The sequence below is a fragment of the Pseudomonas sp. NPDC087346 genome, from assembly GCF_044744235.1.
In the GTDB taxonomy this organism is placed as follows: domain Bacteria; phylum Pseudomonadota; class Gammaproteobacteria; order Pseudomonadales; family Pseudomonadaceae; genus Aquipseudomonas.
On record NZ_JBIUXX010000094.1, the window covers coordinates 1 to 1,890 of the forward strand.

General features: G+C 60.1%; 3 protein-coding genes. All 3 read left to right on the forward strand.

Features of this window, described 5'->3' with window-relative positions; translation table 11 throughout:
• On the forward strand, positions 1-545 hold a 545-nt coding region (locus ACIOZM_RS29630; RefSeq protein WP_401220721.1), incomplete at its 5' end, for a tetratricopeptide repeat protein.
• Positions 538-1,689, forward strand: coding sequence for an outer membrane protein assembly factor BamB (bamB, locus tag ACIOZM_RS29635; protein WP_401220724.1), 1,152 nt, complete (start codon positions 538-540; stop codon positions 1,687-1,689). The genes ACIOZM_RS29630 and bamB, both read left to right, overlap by 8 nt.
• 136 nt (positions 1,690-1,825) lie before the next feature.
• A partial coding sequence (locus ACIOZM_RS29640) for a GTPase (RefSeq protein ID WP_368860674.1) occupies positions 1,826-1,890 on the forward strand: 65 nt, incomplete at its 3' end.

A 1,890-nucleotide genomic window follows, 5' to 3' on the forward strand; every position in this document is an offset into this window, starting at 1 on the left:
TCGTGTTCGGCTGGCAGGCTTTTCACAAATATCAGAGCAACCAGTCGCAAGGCGCCTCGGTGCTCTATCAGCAACTGCTGGAAACCACGCTGACCCCGGATGGCAAGCCTGACGCTGCACGCGTTGCGGATCTGGCCGGCAAGCTCAACAGCGAATTCGGCGGTAGTGCGTACGCGCAGTACGGCAGCCTGTTCGTGGCCAAGGTAGCGGTCGACAGCGGCAAGCTGGATGACGCGGCAACCGAACTCAACGCCATCGTTGCCAAACCGGCCAACCCGGCGCTGGGCGAAATCGCCCGTCAGCGTCTGGCGCAGGTGCTGGGCGCGCAGAACAAGGCTGATGAAGCCCTGAAGCTGCTCGACGGCGACGCTGACAAAGCGTTCCTGGCTACTCGCGAAGAACTCAAGGGCGACCTGCTGGTGCAGCTGGGTCGTACTGACGAAGCGAACACGGCGTATCAAAAAGCCAAGGCGGCACTGTCGGATGAAGCGGCGGTCGGTGGCCTTCAAATCAAGCTCGACGACCTGGCTAAAGGGGATGCGTGACGTGATCCGTTGGAAGCATGCAGCATTGCTGGCTCTGGCCATTCTGGCCGCGGGTTGCAGCAGCAACAGCAAAAAAGAACTGCCACCGGCCGAGCTGGTCGACTTCAAAGAAGAAGTCGTCCTGCACAAGGAGTGGAGTCGTTCGATCGGTGACGGTCAGGGCGAAACCTACAACATGCTGGTGCCGGCGATTGACGGTGACACCATCTACGCGGCCGATGTGACCGGCGTAGTGATGGCCATGGATCGCAGCAACGGCGACGTGAAGTGGAAAAAGGATCTTGAACTGCCTGTTTCCGGTGCCGTTGGCGTTGGTTACGGTCTGGTCACCATCGGTACGCTCAAGGGCGAAATCGTTGCACTCGACGCCGTCAATGGCGAAGAGAAGTGGCGCTCCCGTGTCTCCAGCGAAGTGCTCGCGCCGCCAGCCAACAACGGCGACGTGGTAGTGGTTCAGACTCAGGACGATCGTCTGATCGGCCTTGATGCTTCGACCGGTAACCGTCGCTGGATCTATGACAGCACGCCTGCGGTACTGACCTTGCGCGGTACCAGTGCACCGGTCGTGACCAATCGCCTGGCGATAGCGGGTCTGTCGACCGGTAAAGTGGTCGCTCTCGATATTTCCAACGGCGTGCCGGTGTGGGAACAGCGAGTGGCAATTCCACAGGGTCGTTCGGAGCTGGAGCGCGTAGTCGACATCGACGGCGGCCTGCTGCTGTCCGGTGGCACCCTGTACGTTGCCAGCTATCAGGGTCGCGTTGCGGCACTGGACCTGGAAAGCGGTCGTCAACTGTGGCAGCGCGATGCGTCGAGCTACGCCGGTCTCGCCCAAGGTTTCGGCAGCGTTTACGTGAGCCTGTCTTCGGGCACCGTTGAAGGTGTTGACGAGCGTTCGACTACCGCACTGTGGAGCAACGATTCGCTGGCTCGCCGTCAACTGTCGGCTCCGGAAGTTTTCTCCAGTTATGTAGCAGTCGGTGACCTGGAAGGTTACCTGCACCTGTTGAGCCAGGTGGACGGTCGTTTTGTCGGCCGTGAGCGTATCGACAGCGATGGCCTGCGTGCCCGTCCGCTGGTGGTAGGCAACATGATTTATGTGTATGGCAACAGCGGCAAACTGGAAGCCCTGACCATCAAGTAACAACTATGCTTGGGGTTAACCCCCCAGGCGACCCCGGTTTCAAGGGGTTTGCAGTGTCTCGATACACTGCCCCGAGCACCAGCCGCTGCCTCGCAGCGGCTTTTGTATTTTCTGAAATAACGAAGTGGAGAGCCGAATGGTTCCCGTAATCGCCCTGGTGGGCCGACCGAACGTCGGCAAGTCCACCTTGTTCAACCGCCT